This window comes from Sinomonas sp. ASV322, assembly GCF_030908245.1.
In the GTDB taxonomy this organism is placed as follows: Bacteria; Actinomycetota; Actinomycetes; order Actinomycetales; family Micrococcaceae; genus Sinomonas.
Genome location: NZ_JAVFJJ010000010.1, coordinates 77,942 through 91,521 on the forward strand (window position 1 = coordinate 77,942; position 13,580 = coordinate 91,521).

Here is a 13,580-nt window from a genome sequence, read left to right on the forward strand (position 1 = left end):
AAGCGAACCCGCGAAGGAGGCGGAACATGGCACGGACACGGGACGTCGAAGGGCAGCGCGCCCGACTTTCGGCCGCGACATGGCAGGTTCTGGCCGAGGGCGGCCTGTCAGCGCTCACGCTCCGGGCCGTCGCCGAGAGGGCCGGCTGCACAACCGGCCTCGTGCTCCACGCGTTCCCCAACAAGCGCGCGCTCCTGCTCCATGCGAGGCAGCTCCTGCACGAACGCGCCAACTCCCGTGCCGACGCCATCGAGACCAGGGGCGGAGAGCCGCGCGCGGTGCTGCGCGACGTGCTCCTCGCCATGCTCACGACGACGGCCGAAGGCCACGACGAGGCCCGCGTCTGGGTGAGTTTCCTCGTGGAGTGCATCGGGGACCGTGAGCTATGCGAAGTTCATGTGGCAGGCAACCGATTCTTCCTCGAGAGGGTCACGCGCCTCGTCCAAGCATGCCGACCCAGGCTCAATGCCGACGCTGCGAGGACGGCCGCGGTGCAGCTCGTCGGGCTCATGGATGGGCTCAACACCCTGAGCGTGGCCGACCCCGAGTCGTATTCCCCGGACCGACAGCGCGCGGCCCTCGACGCGGCAATCGCGGGAATCACGCGGTAACCGCGTCGACGCGGCCCGCGCCGCTTCCCGGTTGTTCTTTCCCAATCAGCCGCGGGCTCGGCGTGTCCCGTCCAAAACGGCAGATGCGGGCCTAGAAGTGGACTGGAGCGCGGGATGCCGGGCCGGAGCGCCCTCAAGCCCACTCGACGAGCACGCGCGCAGCTTGCTCGGGCACGGAGAGGTCCACGCCCGTGAGCTCGTGGAGCCGCGCGATCCACCGGGCTCCCGCGGCTCCCGCCAGAAGCCGTACACAATGCTGCCGGTCTCATAGACATGCACGCGGACGCGGCCGGGCACCCCGCTCCCGAGAGCGCGGATAGCGGCGCCGGCGGCACCCGTCCCCGCGGCCAGGACGAACGACGCCGCGGGGCTGACCCGGAGCGCGGCCCCGATGCGGGCGAGGACCAGGTGTGCTCCCGGACTATCGGCGGATGCGCCGACACAGCGATGCAGCGTCAGCGCGAAAGTGCCGCGGAACCACTCCGGATGCCAGTCAAAACTCGTCCTCGGCGTCGTCCCTTGACACACGCGACCACTCGCGGGGAACAGGATCAGCCTGTCAGACACTTACTCCCGCCAACAAGGCGGTCACGAGTCGTTGGCGGATGCTCGCCCAGCGAGGGTCAGAGCCCCTCGATCGTGTAGCGGCGCTCGATCCCAGCCGTGGCACGTCCCCATTCGCTGCTCGCGACTCGGTCTTGGTGGGCTTTGAATGCCCCGGCGTCGCGGAACAATTCCTCAACCTGCCATACCAACGGGTCATCGGTGGGGGTCACGCAAAAAGAGACACAGCCATTTTCGGCGCGCGTGAGCGCGATATGACGTTCAAGATGGTCGACGACGACGGCAATGTCGTTGTCGTCGCGGCACACGAGCAGTCCATGGAGACGAATTTCAGTCATCGAGCCATCTTCTCGCATTACCCGTGGACCTCACCTGCCCTAGAGGATGAACCGATTCGGAACGCAGCCATCCGAGTTCTCGCCAAAGATAACCGCAGGATTCGCCCAAATCCGTCCCACGAGCGTTCATCCTTGGGATGATCGTCTCGTAGGGCCCAACCGCTTCGGGCATTGGGGTGCGGCGGCTGGGCCCTACGAGCCCTCTTTCGACTGACACCGGGAGTATTTTTTGAGCAAGAACCCCTCCGGACCAGCGGCCTCCGGCCCCGCCGGGCCGCTTTCCTCAACAACGACATCTTGGACCGTCAAGAAGTCGGGCGAATGGGGCGGCGACCCGGACCTCCAGCCCAGATCGCTGCGGCTCGGTGCGCAGGATCCGACCGGCAGTCTGGCTCCGACCGTAGGCATGTGTCGCGAACTCGAGTGGCCGTCGTTCCAGGCCTAGACCGCAAGCAGGCTCTCAAGCGGCTCCCCCGCGCAAATGCGGCGGAGCAGCTCAGGCTCGGCGGCGTCGGATTCCTCGGCGGGGCCGACGACGGCGGAGGCCGCCTCGGGCGTGCCGAGCGTCGACGGCATCTCGCACAACGAGGCCGAGTTCACGCGGGACGAGGACCTCGTGGCCGGGGTTGCCGTGCTGACCGAGGTCGTCGAGCGGCTCGCGGCGGGCGATCTGGCGGATTGAGCGGGGGCATGCCGCGTTCCTGACCGGTTGCACTTTCCCAATCAGTCGGGAACGCGGCGTGTCGCCGCGGGGCGCGATCGGCCGGCCGAACAAACGGATAGGAACGCGGGTCGGGCCTCCCCCGAGCAGCGCAACCCCGGTCGCTGGCGCCGCCGGGCGTGACAACTCCGGCGAAATCGTCTAGCGTCACTTCTAACTGCAGCTTTCACGTGGGGGATGAGCATGGCAGCAACAAGATGGCGCGACGCGAGACGCCGAGCACATGGCTCGGCAGAACCGCCCTGCACCTCGCCAGCATCGCTTCCCCTCGGTGACCACAAGCTGGCGGCGGTCCGCGTACGCCCCCTCGCGGGCCGCCGTCGTCCCTCCGGCCCCCTTCCTTCAGGGGTCACATCGCGCGGGTGCAGCGCCGTTCATGGGTCATGTCCCGCGGATGGAGCCACCCAGGGTGACCCCACACGAGGTGGCGGTCATACGGTCGTCGCGACCTGCGACAGCCGGGCGAGGCCCTTTTCGAAGTCCTTGCCGACCATCTTGTCCATGTTCATGAAGAGCGCGAAGATCTGCGCGACGCCGCGGTTCTCGCCCGTCATCGTCCATGTCACGCGCGTGCCACCGGATTGGGGCTCGAGCGTGAAGGACGTGGGGTTGACCGCCTTCCACGGCTTGAGGAATTCGAGCCGGAGGGCGACGCGGCTGGGCTCGGTCGATTCGACGATCTCCATGCGACCAGACCCGACCTTGCGATTGCCCTGCCAGGCGTATTGGGCCCCGACGCCGGATTCCGGGCCGGAATAGGCTCGCTCGAGCGTGGGGTCGAGGTCCTCCCACGGCGACCACGACGTCCAGTTGTGGAAGCTGTTGATGTGCGGGAAGATCTGCTCCGGCGGAGCGGGGATGAAGGCGCTACGAGTGATCGTGAAGGCAGACATGCCCTCATGGTAGGGCGCGCGCCGCCGGGTGAGAACGATCGGCATCGTCGCCGCGCCGTGCCTCGACGTCCGCCGCCACGAGCCTACGACGGCGACACGGCCGGGGTTCGGGCCAGGCGACTGAGCAGGCGCGCCACGATCTCGGCCTCATCGGCCATCGTGAGGCGGTAGTCGCGCACCACGACCCGACCCCCGACTACCACATGCTTCGGCCGCCGACCCGGCGAGGCCCACAGGAGCCCGCCGATCGGGTCGTGGACGCCCGCATCGGCTGCCCCGGAGACGTCCCATACGCACAGATCGCCCGCCGAACCCGGGCTGAGATGCCCAAGCTCGGGGCGCCCGAGCCCAGCGGCGGAACCTGCGGTGGCCATGCCGAGCACGGTCCGCGCGGGGAGCTGCGGCCCCACGAGGCCCGAGACTTGCATCGCGAGCCGCGCGTCGGCGAGGAGATGCCCCGCGTCGTTGCTTCCCCCGCCGCTCGTTCCGAGGCCGACGACGACGCCCGCCCCGAGCAGGGCCGCAACCGGCGCGACGCCCCAGCCCATGGGCACGTCGCAGCCCGGCGCATGCGTCGCGCTCACGCCAGCGCGCGCCAGCAGGGAAATCTCCGCGGGCGTGACGTCGCACAAATGGGCAATGGTGACGTCTGGCTCGAGCCAACCCCATTCGTCGAGGAGCTCGAGCGGGCGCCGCCCGTAGCGCTCGAACGCGATCGCGGTGTCCACCTGCTCGTTGGCCTGCGTTCGGCGGCGAAGGCCGTAACGGGCCGCGACGGCTCCGAGCGCGGCATAGGTCTCACGCGAATCGGAGTGCACGCCGGCGGGGCCGACGGCGACCTGGATCATCCCGTCGGCGCTCACCCCGCCGGGACGCACGCCGCCGGCTCCGTCCGGGACGATCGCGGTCGCGATCGCCTCGGCGGACTCACCCGCCCACTCGGGATCGTCCCTCGCCGAGCCCCTCACGAAGGCGAGCCGCGCGCCGAGGGACCGGACGGCGTCGGCCGTCGCACGCGCCAAGGCGACCGCATCCGAGATCGGGACCCCGTGCGGCCAATTCAGGTGGTGATCCGCGATGGTCGTCACGCCACACAGGAGGCTCTCGGCGGCGCCCACGGAAGCCGCAACGGCGTACGCGTCCGGGTCGTGGCCCACGCGCGCGTACGCGGACGCCATCGCGGGCAGCCAGTCCGCCATCGCGACCCCTCGCGTCCCGGGCAGCGTGCGGAACGCGCTCTGCAGGAGGTGGTGGTGTGCGTTGACGAGCCCCGGCGTGACGACGCAGCCCGAGGCATCGAGCACCGTCCGGCGCGGGGAACCGTCGTCGAGGGTGAGATCGCCGCTTCTCTCAGCGAACGAGCCGTGTTCTGCGGACGAGCCGCGTAGCGCGGACGAATCCGCGAAGATGCGCTCGGCGGACGTGATCGTGAGCATGAGCTGGTTATAGCAACGAGTTGTGACGGGCTTGTTTCCGTGCGGCCTACAGCTCGAGCACGAGCTTCCCGCCGCGCGAGCGGGAGACGCAGATCATCATGCTCCGATTCGCGGCCTGCTCGTCCTCGCTCAGGATCGAGTCCCGGTGGTCGGCCGCCCCTTCAAGAATCACGGTCTCGCACGTCCCGCACGTGCCCTCGCGGCACGACGAGAGCACAAGCACCCCGGCCTCCTCGGCGACGTCGAGGATCGAGCGGTCGCTCGGCACCGCGAGCGTCTGCCCCGAGAGCGCGAGCTCAACCTCGAACGAAACATCGACCGTCGCGCCGAGGTCCTTGGGCGCGAAGCGCTCCATGCGCAGCGACCCGTGGGGCCAGGCCCCCATGGCCGATTCCACGGCGTCCATGAGCCGCGCCGGCCCGCAGCAGTACACCGCGGCTCCCGCCACGGGCTGCCCGAGCAGCTCGTCGAGGTCGAGCCGCATTCCCACGCCGCTCACCCACAGCTCGACCTTCCCGGGATGCGCGCGCTCGAGGTCCTCGGCGAAGGCCATCGACGCGAGAGAACGCCCGGCGTAGACGAGGCGCCACGGCGTTCCGCTTGCTTCGGCCGCCTCGATCATGGGCAGGATCGGTGTGATCCCGATGCCTCCCGCGATGAAGAGCGCGGGCACGCCGGGCTGGAACTCGAAATGGTTGAGGGGGCCGCGGGCTCGCAGCGGGGTCCCGGCGACGAGGCCGTCGTGGACGAACGCCGAGCCGCCTCGGCCGGCGTCCTCACGCAGCACGGCGACGCGCCACTCCGCGTCGTCGAGCGGCCCGCACAGCGAATACTGGCGTTCCTCGCCGCTCGGCAGGACGAGGTCGATGTGCGCGCCGGGCCGCCACGCGGGAAGGTCACCGCCGTGCGCGGCGGCCAGATCGAGAACGACGACGCCGTCCGCGACGGCGCGTTTCGACGCCACGACGACGTCGTGTTCAGTGTGGGACGGGGAGTCGATCATTCATCCTCCAGGGACGTGGCTTCGGGCTTCTGTTTCACGACGACGAGGTGGTAGGGCGATCCGTCGGGCGAGCACCAGCGGTGCGAGGTGCCTCCGCGGTAGTAGACGGAGTCCCCCGGATCCAGGCGAACGGTCCCCTCGCGATCGAGGTCGAGCAGGATCGAACCGCTGATGACGTAGATGAACTCGTCTTCGGGGTGGCGGAAATAGTCGCCGAGGTCTGTGTTGGCGCCGCGCCATTCGATGGGGTCGAAGGCCAGCTGCCCGCGCGCGAGCAGCCTCACCTCGCCGTTCGGGAACTCGCTGCGCGCGCCCTCGCCGGCGCGCAGGACGTCGGGCGCGCCGTCGGTCACGCCGCCCTGCGCCGGATCCCCGGCGGCGAGAAGCTGCACCTGGGTGGTGCCGAGGGCGGCGGCGATGCGGTCGAGCGAGACCATGCTCGGGCGCGTGTGCCCGCGTTCGAGCTGGCTCAGGAACGGATGCGAGAGACCCGTGCGCTCAGCGAGCTGGACGAGCGTGAGGCCCCGTGACCGCCGCATCTGCCGGATGCGACTGCCGATGCGCTCTGCCTGCTCGTCCACGACGCGCGACGGCGCCGGCTCGACATGCAGAGAGGGCGCGCCAGCCGACGGCGCCGGCTCACCGAGCACTTCAGGCACGACGCCCGACGGCGCCGGCTCACCGAGCGCTTCAGACCCTCCGGAACGGGCCGGATTGGCCGGCGACTTGACGTTCACAGCCGCCGTCCCAGAACTGACTCGCAAGGGAAACAAAGAGAAATCGGGACTTTACACATGGGAAACCTCGACTCCGTAGCATCAACGATGTTGATGAGATCAACATTCTATCGCCCGCACGATGCCGTGACACCCCCGCCCTTCGGAGGATTCCATGACGAACTCGCTCCCCCGCCCGGTCACCGCGGTGCGCAATGCGACGCTTGCGGACGGGCGCGTCGTGGACCTCGCGATCGGCTCCGGTCTTGTGAAGGAGTCCGTGCCGGCGGGCGGGCTAGGTCCCCGAGACCCCGAATCGAGCCTCGACCTCACGGGATGGCTGCTCCTGCCTGCGCCGGCCGAGCCGCACGCGCATCTCGACAAGGCCCTCAGCTTCGACCGCATCCTCCCGCCGCTCGGCGACCTTCCGTCGGCCATCGCGGCGTGGCGCGCGCACACCGCGACGATGACGGTCGAATCGATCGCCGAGCGCGCCCGGACGCAGGCGCTCGCGATGCTCGCCGCAGGCATCACGGCCATCCGCTCCCACGTTGACGTACTGGGCGTGGACGGCCCGGCGCACGCCCGCGCGAGCATCGAGAAGGCAACGCGCGGGGCCCGCGCCCTCGTGCAGGTCCGCGAGGAACTCGCGGGGCTCATCGACCTCGAACTCGTGGCCCTCGCGGGCCCGCAGGCCCCGGACCGCCACGTCGAGGCGGTTCTCGACCTCGGCGTCGACCTCGTGGGCGGAGCTCCGCACCTCGCGCCGGACCCCTCAGCGGATCTCGCCCGGTTGCTCGCCATCGCCGAATGGCGCGGGATCGGCGTCGACCTCCATACGGATGAGAGCCTGTTCGGCCCGGTGACCCTCGACGCCTTCGCCCGCGCGGTGCGCGGCTGGCCGCGCGACCGCCCGCGCACCGCGGGGCACTGCGTGCGCCTCGGCACGCTCGACACCGATCGGCGGGACCAGATCATCGCGGACGTCAGGGCCTCAGACGTCGGCATCGTCACCCTGCCCATCACCAACCTCTACCTCCAGGGCTGGGAGCACCCCGTCTCCATGCCGCGTGGCCTCGCCCCGCTGCGCGAACTCATCGACGCGGGGGTCCGGCTCGGGGCCGGCGCGGACAATGTCCGCGACCCGTTCAACCCCGTGGGCCGCGGCGACGCGCTCGAGACGGCCTCGCTCCTCGTCACGGCGGGGCACCTCTCGCCGGACGAGGCGTACGGGCTCGTGAGCGACGGCGCGCGATCCGTCATGGGGCTCCCGCCGGCCGGAACGGAGGTCGGCGAGCAGGCCGACTTCCTGGCGATCCGCGCCGCGAACCTCACCGAGGCGATCGCGGGCGCGCCGGCCGACCGCATCGTCGTCCACCGCGGCCGGATCGTCGCGGCCACCGAACTGCGGCGCGAGCTCCCCGCCGTCCCCACACGGACGACGACGGCGAGCGCCATGGGCGGAATCTCACCGCATCCCGCGGCCGCGTTCCCCGCACGCGTCCCGACCGCCGTCCCCGCGTCCTGAAGGAGACCCCCATGTCCACCCTGACCGCGCCACCGCCCACGGCGGTCTCGACGCTCCTGGACTTCCGCGATGTCGAACTCGTCTTTCCCAACGGCACCGTCGCGCTGAGCGGCGTCGACCTCACGGTGGACCGCGGCGAGTTCGTCACGATCGTCGGGCCGAGTGGATGCGGCAAGTCGACGCTCCTGCGGATCGCATCGGGCCTCGAATCGGCCTCGAGCGGCACCGTGGACGTCGGCGCAAGCCGCATCGGCTACGTCTTCCAGGACGCGACCCTCCTGCCGTGGCGCTCGGTGCAGGGCAATGTCGAGCTGCTCGCGGAACTCCACAAGGCCTCCAAAGCCGAGCGGGCCGCGAAGGCAGCTGCCGCGATCGGGCTCGTGGGCCTCGCGGGGTTCGAGAAGCACCTCCCCAAGCAGCTCTCGGGCGGCATGAAGATGCGCGTCTCGCTCGCCCGGTCCCTCACGCTCGACCCTGAGCTGTTCCTCTTCGACGAACCGTTCGGGGCTCTCGACGAGATCACGCGCGAGCGCCTCAACGACGAGCTCCTGCGGCTCTTCGTCGAACAGCGCTTCGCGGGGCTCTTCATCACCCACTCGGTCTCCGAAGCCGTCTACCTCTCGACCAAGGTGATCGTCATGTCCGGGCGACCGGGCGCCGTCGTCCATCGCTTCGACGTCCCGTTCCCGATGCCGCGCGATCCCGACATCCGCTTCACTCCCGAGTTCGCCGAGCTCGTCGGCGAAGTCTCCCACGCACTCCGAGAGGGGCACCGCTGATGGCAACGCTCCAGGAAGCCGCTGCGCGCCGGAACGCCGCGGCGACGTCCACGCTCACGCGTCGGCGCCCCCGCAAGCCAACGTCGTGGTGGCAGCCCGCCGTCGCCTTCGCCGTGTTCGTCGGGCTCTGGTACGCCGCAGCCGCGTACTACGACCAACAGGTCCAGCTCCCCTATCTCGTCCCGTACCCACACCTCGTGTTCGCGGCGATGATCCACGACACCCGCCCCGATGGCGCCCCGACGAGCTTCAACCCCGACCTGTGGGCGTCGCTCGGACGCACTACGGTCGTCTCGCTCACGGGCCTCGCGGTCGCGATCGTCATCGGCGTCCTGTGGGCCACGGTCATGGCCCAGGCCAAGGGCCTCGAGAAGGCGCTGTATCCGTACGCCGTCGTGCTCCAATGCGTGCCGATCCTCGCGCTCGTGCCGCTCATCGGGGCGCTCTTCGGGTACGACTTCGTCTCCCGCGTGATCGTCACGGTCATGATCGCGCTGTTCCCCATGGTCTCGAACACGCTCTTCGGCCTCCAAGCAGCGGACCACGCCCAGCGCGAGCTGTTCGCGCTGCAGGGCGCCTCGCCCTTCACGCGCCTCCTCAAGCTGCAGCTCCCGGCCGCGCTCCCCTCGATCTTCGTGGGCCTGCGCACGTCCGCGGGCCTGTCCGTCATCGGGGCCATCGTCGGGGACCAGTTCTTCCAGCGCGGAAACCCCGGCCTCGGCGTCCTCATCCAGGTCACGGCCTCACGGCTCATGGGGCCTGAGCTGTACGCGACCATCATCATCGCGTCGCTCTACGGGATCGCCGTGTTCCTCGTCTTCGGGCTCATCGGTCGCCTCGCCGTCGGCCGCTGGTTCGACTTCAGCTAGCTGTACTTCCCCCCACCGCCTTCCCACCCACCCACCCGCAGAAACGGAGCACCCATGCGCACTCGATCCCGTGTTGCCGCCGTCGCCACGGCCGTGACCGCCCTCGCCGTCGCCCTCACAGGCTGCGGCGGGAGCGGCACCGCCGACTCCGCCGCGAAGGCCACGACGTCGACGGCGACCGGCCCCGCCGTCGACCTCTCCGGCGTGTGCCCCGCGACCGTCGTCGTCCAGACCGACTGGAACCCCGAATCCGACCACGGGCACGTCTACCAGCTGCTCGGCCCCAACCCGACGATCGACGCCAACAAGAAGTCCGTCACCGGCGACCTCTACGCGAACGGCAAGGCGACTGGCGTCAAGCTCGAGGTCCGCGCCGGCGGCCCGGCCATCGGCTTCTCGACCGTCTCGGCGCAGATGGCCCAGGACAAGTCGATCACCCTGGGCTATGTCTCGACCGACGAGGCGATCGAGTTCTCCGGCAATATGCCGACGACGGCGGTGTTCGCCGAGAACAACAAGTCGCCCATGATGGTCATGTGGGACCCGAAGACGTACCCGGACGTCTCCACGATCAAGGACCTCGGCTCGAAGCTCTCGTCCAACGGCGGTGTGGTGCGGTACTTCAACGGCGCCGCCTACATGACGTACCTCTCCCAGGCGGGCTACCTGCCCCAGGGCGTCCTCGACGGAAGCTACGACGGCACGCCTGCGAAGTTCGTGACCGCCAAGGGCAAGGACGCGCAGCAGGGCTTCGCGACCGCTGAGCCGTACGTCTACCAGAACGAGGTCGCGGCGTGGGGCAAGCCGCTCAAGTTCCAGCTCGTCGCGGACACCGGATGGTCCCCGTACCCCGAGACGATGTCCGTCCGCAGCTCCGACCTCGCCTCGCTCTCGCCGTGCCTCAAGAAGCTCGTACCGGTCATGCAGCAGGCCGACGTCGACTTCATCAAGAACCCGACGGCGACGAACGACCTCATCGTCAAGCTCGTCCAGGCCTACAACAACGGCTGGACGTACGACGCCGAGGTCGGCAAGGCCGCCGTCGCCCAGATGAAGGACCTCAAGATCGCGACGGACGCCGGCAGCGGCCACGTCGGCACGATGGATGAGAAGCGCGTCTCCGACCTCATCAAGATCGCGGCGCCGATCTTCGACAAGGCGGGCGGTCACGTCAAGAGCGGTCTCGCGGCAAGCGACCTCGTGACAAACCAGTTCCTCGACCCGAGCATCGGCTTCGGCTTCTAAGAAGGACCACCATGGCTACCCCTGAGACCCTCGAAGCGCTGCGCGCCGAGCTCGCCGTCCTCCTCGGCGAGCGCGGCGTGAGCGCGGACCTCAAGACCCGCGAGCGCGCGTCGGTCGACGAGGCCACGATGAGCCCGATCCTCTCCGAGCAGCTCCCGCTCGGCCTGGCCGATCTCGTGGCCTACCCCGCGACCTCCGAGCAGATCGCTGTCGTCCTCGCCGCGGCGACCCGCCACGGCGTCCCGGTCACGGCGCGCGGCAAGGGGACCGGCAACTACGGCCAGGGCATCCCGCTGCACGGCGGCCTCGTCCTCGACACGACGCGCGCACGCGCCGTCGTCGAGGTGGGCGACGGCGTGATCACCGCCGAGGCCGGCGCACCCATGGTGGTTCTCGAGCAGGCCGCGAACGCCCGTGGGCAGCAGCTGTGGATGTATCCGTCGACGGCGCAGTCCACCGTGGGCGGCTTCCTCTCCGGGGGCTCGGGCGGCACCGGGTCGATTGCGCGCGGCTCGAACTGGGAGGGCTTCGTCGTCGCGCTCGACGTCGCCCTCCCGGGCTCCGAGCCCACCCTCGTCCACGTCGAGGGCGCGGAGGCACAGACGTTCGTGCACACGTACGGCACGGCGGGCGTCATCGCCCGCGCGACCGTCCGGCTCGAGCCCGCCCAGGACTGGCGCGCGGTCTACGCGAGCTTCCCGTCCTTCGAGGAGGCGCTCAGTGCGGTCCGGACGCTGCGCGGGATCGAGCCTGCCCCGCGGCTCGTGAGCGCAGACCGGGCGTACATCGCCGAGCGGCTCCCCGCCGACCCCGCGATCCCGGCAGGGCGCGCAAGCCTGCGGGCGATCGTCGACGCCGAGGCGCTCGACGCCGCGACCTCGCTCATCGGCGCGGCCGGCGGCTCCGTCGAGGCTGTGCGCGAGGGCGCCCCGCAGACGGTCAAGGTCTCGATGCTCTCCTACAACCACCCGATCTGGTGGCTCAAGAAGAACAGCCCGGGCGTGGAGTATTTCCACGTCGAGGTGGGCGGCGAAGCGCTCATCGATCGCATCCACGAGGTGGAGGCCGTGTATCCGGGCGGGATGCTGCACATCGAGGCGGCGCATCTGTTCCCGATCGGCATGCTCGCGGCGGAGTACGCCGGGGCCGAGGAAGTCTACGCGGGCTACGCGAAGCTCATCGAGCTCGGGGTCCGTGTGCACAGCCCGCACCAGTTCTACGTGGACCACGGCGTCGAGGACCTCCTCGCGCTCAAGGAACGCACCGACCCCGGCGGCCTGCTCAATCCGGGTCACCTCGGCGCCCCGGAACTCGCCGCGGCGGGGAATTCGACGGCGTCGGCGCAGCCGGCAGGATCAGCGCAGCCGGCAGGATCAGCGCAGCCGTGAAACCAGCAGCCGGGAAACTAGGAGACTGAATGAACCGCCACATAGCCGAACTCTCGGGGCCAGCCCTCGCAAGCCGGATCACGAAGGACTCGATCGTCGTCGTTCCCACGGGGGCGATCGAGCACCACGGGCCGCACCTCCCTCTCGTCACGGACGTGCTGCTCGCCGAAGCGGTGGGGAGTGCCGCCGTCGAACGCGCCGCCGGAGAGGGCCTCGACGTCTGGCAGCTCCCGACGCTCGCCTATACGAAGTCCGACGAGCACAGCTGGGCCGCCGGCACGGTGTGGCTCGACGCTGAGACGGTGTTCCGCACCGTTGTCGAGGTGGGCCGCGCCGTCGAACTCATGGGAGCTGGGACCCTCGTGTTCGTCAACGGGCATGGCGGGAACGTCGCGCTGCTGCAGGTGGCGCTGCGGGAGATCCGCAAGCGCTTCGGCCTCAGGACGTTCCTTATGCCCTCGCTGGCGCCGGCGGCCCCGCCCGCGGGCGAGGGGCTCGACGAGCACGGCCTGGGCATCCACGGAGGCGCAGCGGAGACCTCGCTCGTCCTGCGTCTGCGCCCCGACCTCGTGGACCTCTCCCTTGCGGAGCGATGGGTGCCCGAACATCTCGCCGAGTTCGCGCTCATCGGATTCAACGGCCGGCCCGTGAGCTTTGGGTGGCTCTCGAACGACTTCGGCACGCCGGGCGTCGTCGGCGATCCGACCCAGGCGACGCCCGCCTACGGCGAGGTGCTGTGGGAGGCCTCGGTGCACCAGGCCGTCGAGTCCCTGCGCGAGATCGCCCGCTTCGAGCACAGCCGTCCGCGGGTGCCGGCCGGCGTGGGCGAGGCATGATCCCGTTCGACGCCGGAGCGCCGGGTAGTCTCGCCGCGGCGGGCGAGGCGGACGACGGCGCGCCCGCCGATCCGTTCGCCCTCCTCGCCGCGTGGCTGCCCGGATGGGACGGCGCTCCGCTCGGTCCGATGACCCTTGCGACGATCGGCCGCGACGGTTACCCGGCCGCGCGGACGGTGCTCCTCTCGGGGTTCGACGGGGAGCGCTTCTTCTTCCATACCGACGCTCGTTCGGCCAAGGCCGCCGAGCTCGCGACGAACCCCCGGGCCGCCGCGACGCTCGTGTGGCCCGAGGCAGGCAGACAGCTCGTGGTGACGGGCGACGTCGAGCGCCTGACGGCGAGCGATGCTGCGGCGGCCTACTCCCACCGCACCCGGTATCTGCAGGTGCTCGCGTGGGCGAATGACGCCGAGATGGCGCAGCATTCGCTGGCCGAGCGACGGGAGCGCTGGCGCGCGTTCGACGCCGCCCACCCGCCCGGCATGCTCGCGCCGCCCCCGCACTGGGCCGGATACGCGCTCGCTCCCGTGCGGATCTCCTTCTGGCTGGCCGACGACGCGGGGCCGAGCCATCGCCTCGCCTACGAGCGCGACGGCGGCCGGTGGGCGCTCGCCGCCCTCCCGGGCTAGCTCCGCGGTCCAGCGGTCCGTCAT

At 70.3% G+C, this 13,580-nt stretch carries 14 protein-coding genes; 9 read left to right on the top strand and 5 right to left on the bottom strand.

From position 1 onward, the window contains the following. Positions 1-26 precede the first annotated feature (26 nt). Entirely contained in the window at positions 27-611 is a 585-nt protein-coding gene (locus tag RBS12_RS14040; RefSeq protein WP_307966741.1) for a TetR/AcrR family transcriptional regulator, read from the top strand. A 623-nt stretch (positions 612-1,234) separates the two neighbouring features. Here the strand turns inward: RBS12_RS14040 and RBS12_RS14045 are convergent. After that, positions 1,235-1,513 (bottom strand): antibiotic biosynthesis monooxygenase, encoded by a 279-nt coding sequence (locus RBS12_RS14045; RefSeq protein WP_307966742.1) that lies wholly within the window; start codon positions 1,511-1,513, stop codon positions 1,235-1,237. Positions 1,514-1,994: 481 nt separating this feature from the next. Here RBS12_RS14045 and RBS12_RS14050 point away from each other — a divergent pair, with 481 nt between their 5' ends. Further along, positions 1,995-2,195 carry a hypothetical protein gene (locus RBS12_RS14050; protein ID WP_307966789.1) on the top strand — a complete coding sequence of 67 codons (201 nt, stop codon included), beginning with the start codon at positions 1,995-1,997 and terminating at the stop codon, positions 2,193-2,195. Between the two features lie 470 nt (positions 2,196-2,665). Here the strand turns inward: RBS12_RS14050 and RBS12_RS14055 are convergent, their stop codons facing one another. The 4 genes from RBS12_RS14055 to RBS12_RS14070 all read right to left on the bottom strand — a co-directional run bounded on the left by RBS12_RS14055 (position 2,666) and on the right by RBS12_RS14070 (position 6,303). Then, entirely contained in the window at positions 2,666-3,127 is a 462-nt protein-coding gene (locus RBS12_RS14055; RefSeq protein WP_307966743.1) for an SRPBCC family protein, read from the bottom strand. Positions 3,128-3,210: 83 nt separating this feature from the next. Continuing rightward, a complete protein-coding gene (locus RBS12_RS14060) occupies positions 3,211-4,563 on the bottom strand; it encodes an amidohydrolase family protein (RefSeq protein ID WP_307966744.1) in 1,353 nt (450 codons plus the stop codon). A 46-nt stretch (positions 4,564-4,609) separates the two neighbouring features. Next, complete coding sequence (locus tag RBS12_RS14065; protein ID WP_307966745.1) at positions 4,610-5,566, bottom strand: PDR/VanB family oxidoreductase; 957 nt, start codon at positions 5,564-5,566, stop codon at positions 4,610-4,612. Next, complete coding sequence (locus RBS12_RS14070; protein ID WP_307966746.1) at positions 5,563-6,303, bottom strand: XRE family transcriptional regulator; 741 nt, start codon at positions 6,301-6,303, stop codon at positions 5,563-5,565. Before RBS12_RS14070 ends, RBS12_RS14065 begins: the two co-directional genes overlap by 4 nt. A 154-nt stretch (positions 6,304-6,457) precedes the next feature. Here RBS12_RS14070 and RBS12_RS14075 point away from each other — a divergent pair, with 154 nt between their 5' ends. The 7 genes from RBS12_RS14075 to RBS12_RS14105 are packed head-to-tail and all read left to right on the top strand — an operon-like array spanning position 6,458 to position 13,556. Beyond that, on the top strand, positions 6,458-7,810 hold the full coding sequence (locus RBS12_RS14075; RefSeq protein ID WP_307966748.1) for an amidohydrolase family protein: 1,353 nt from the start codon (positions 6,458-6,460) through the stop codon (positions 7,808-7,810). An 11-nt stretch (positions 7,811-7,821) separates the two neighbouring features. Continuing rightward, positions 7,822-8,589, top strand: coding sequence for an ABC transporter ATP-binding protein (locus RBS12_RS14080; protein ID WP_307966749.1), 768 nt, complete (start codon positions 7,822-7,824; stop codon positions 8,587-8,589). Next, positions 8,589-9,458 carry an ABC transporter permease gene (locus RBS12_RS14085; protein WP_307966750.1) on the top strand — a complete coding sequence of 290 codons (870 nt, stop codon included), beginning with the start codon at positions 8,589-8,591 and terminating at the stop codon, positions 9,456-9,458. The genes RBS12_RS14080 and RBS12_RS14085 overlap by 1 nt, the downstream gene beginning before the upstream one ends. Before the next feature lie 54 nt (positions 9,459-9,512). Then, positions 9,513-10,703 carry an ABC transporter substrate-binding protein gene (locus RBS12_RS14090; RefSeq protein WP_307966751.1) on the top strand — a complete coding sequence of 397 codons (1,191 nt, stop codon included), beginning with the start codon at positions 9,513-9,515 and terminating at the stop codon, positions 10,701-10,703. Positions 10,704-10,714: 11 nt separating this feature from the next. After that, positions 10,715-12,091: an FAD-binding oxidoreductase gene (locus tag RBS12_RS14095; RefSeq protein WP_307966752.1), complete on the top strand. Its 1,377-nt coding sequence runs from the start codon at positions 10,715-10,717 to the stop codon at positions 12,089-12,091. Between the two features lie 29 nt (positions 12,092-12,120). After that, positions 12,121-12,927, top strand: a complete 807-nt coding sequence (locus RBS12_RS14100) for a creatininase family protein (RefSeq protein ID WP_307966753.1) — start codon at positions 12,121-12,123, stop codon at positions 12,925-12,927. Continuing rightward, positions 12,924-13,556 (top strand): pyridoxamine 5'-phosphate oxidase family protein, encoded by a 633-nt coding sequence (locus RBS12_RS14105; protein WP_307966754.1) that lies wholly within the window; start codon positions 12,924-12,926, stop codon positions 13,554-13,556. The genes RBS12_RS14100 and RBS12_RS14105 overlap by 4 nt, the downstream gene beginning before the upstream one ends. Positions 13,557-13,580: the final 24 nt, after the last annotated feature.